This window comes from Dolichospermum sp. UHCC 0259, assembly GCF_009711935.1.
Lineage (GTDB): Bacteria > Cyanobacteriota > Cyanobacteriia > Cyanobacteriales > Nostocaceae > Dolichospermum.
In genome coordinates, this window is sequence record NZ_VIKX01000141.1 from 1 (window position 1) to 1,575 (window position 1,575).

The 1,575-nt window shown below is 38.8% G+C and carries 3 protein-coding genes and 1 pseudogene; 3 read left to right on the top strand and 1 reads right to left on the bottom strand.

Annotated elements, in window-relative coordinates; genetic code table 11:
- Window positions 1–257 (bottom strand): annotated as a pseudogene (locus tag FJR05_RS11330) (hypothetical protein); the annotation flags it as partial.
- Window positions 258–592: 335 nt separating this feature from the next.
- Here FJR05_RS11330 and FJR05_RS11335 point away from each other — a divergent pair.
- The 3 genes from FJR05_RS11335 to FJR05_RS11345 all read left to right on the top strand — a co-directional run bounded on the left by FJR05_RS11335 (window position 593) and on the right by FJR05_RS11345 (window position 1,519).
- Window positions 593–763 (top strand): hypothetical protein, encoded by a 171-nt coding sequence (locus FJR05_RS11335; RefSeq protein ID WP_371416877.1) that lies wholly within the window; start codon window positions 593–595, stop codon window positions 761–763.
- A complete protein-coding gene (locus FJR05_RS11340) occupies window positions 760–975 on the top strand; it encodes a hypothetical protein (RefSeq protein ID WP_168644181.1) in 216 nt (71 codons plus the stop codon). Before FJR05_RS11335 ends, FJR05_RS11340 begins: the two co-directional genes overlap by 4 nt.
- 394 nt (window positions 976–1,369) lie before the next feature.
- Window positions 1,370–1,519, top strand: coding sequence for a hypothetical protein (locus FJR05_RS11345; RefSeq protein WP_168644182.1), 150 nt, complete (start codon window positions 1,370–1,372; stop codon window positions 1,517–1,519).
- The last annotated feature ends 56 nt before the right edge of the window (window positions 1,520–1,575 follow it).

The following is a 1,575-nucleotide window of genomic DNA, read 5'->3' on the forward strand; positions in this document are numbered from 1 at the left end:
TCTAGAAACTGTTTACCAGTGATTCCTAGTCCTATCGCTGGTAGTAGTTGTTTCCCCAATTGGGTTAACTCATTTTTTATTTCCACATACTTTGAGAAGTAGCGGGGTGACACTTTTCGCAAATTTACCAAGACGCTAAAACCATCTTTGTCTAGTGGTAATTCGCAAGCACTCATAAGTTTTTTAGTCTTGCTCCAATGAGAATCACTCACTCGTTTTCCTACCAATGTTTCATAGATAATTCGTGCCTGTTCCATAGTCCATAGCTGTAATTATGCGTTATCAAGTTTTTGCATATAATCGCTGCAAAGTAGCTGCATACCGCGTATAAGGTAGTCGCATCTTGCATTTATCAGGGTGCTACTCATGCAGCTAGATTAAATATGCAGTATCGTGTAGTCTTGACAAGTCTGTTAAATTAGCTGTTATCCTTCGCTCACAAGACTTACAAGGATGCAGTGCCTTTACATAACTCACCTCTACACTCCTATAATAGCACTATTTTTAATGCTGACAACATCTTATAAGATGACAATTGTATGATTCTCGATTATTATTTAATTCTAGTAGTAGAATTTAGGTAAAGTAACTTATGGAAAGTATGTCTAAAAGATTCACGGTAACGCTACCAGATGCAGTATTTAAAGACTTAGAAGATATAGCCAATAATGAAGGACGATCTACCGCTAATCTTGCGGCGTTTGTTATCGAATCTGGTATTCGTGAAATAAAAAAACAAAATCAAACTAAGCCCACAACATGAACTTACCCGATCCTTCGTGGGACTATTCCGAACTTTACCAACACTGCCAACTCGCCAAAGAAGCATTAGACAGAGCGATCGCTACCATGTCCAGTGCTGAACAGGCGAACGACACCACCGACGATGTTCTGATAGAATCACTAGAAGCTGTACAGGGTGAGGCTTTGAACGCTCTGGACTGTATTCCAAAGTGGCAAAAATACAGGAAATAGCTTGATATTAAACATTGTACTATCAAGCTATTTGCTACCGTTAACGACAGAATCAGGGATGCCGTCTTTTATAGCTTGACATTTAACAGCTATTATCAATCATCAAGTTACTAAATTGTTTAGTTGCTTGATGATTTGTTGTTTTCCGTTTGATAATTTGATAGCAATAATTATAGAAGTGGTCAAGCGTTTACTTGATTTTGACGGTTCTAGTCAGACTTACTACGGTTCAGAAGTTACTGCAAAAGTTTTTTAGGGATAGAAAATTTTATATACCTGTTACCCTGCCCCTTCGGTTTTAACTCCGGGGGGGGGTTTTGTTTACTGCGAAACTACAAAAGTTAAAAAGTGAATTGGTGAATTTTCACCTTACTGGAGTTTTCCACTATTCCAATTGAAACAACCGACTAGAACCGTGTTGAGAGGCTTTGCCGGGGGGTTAAAAGGTGCGGTTGCTGTGTTAGTCGGTTTAGTTGTCCGAGGGGGGTTAGGGGGGAACTGGGAAGCAAAGGTAGAAAGTTTTTATGATTCCTGGGTTTTTTGACTTTTGTAGTTTTGTAGTAACTTTCGTAGTAACTTTTGTAGTAACCTCAAAACCTT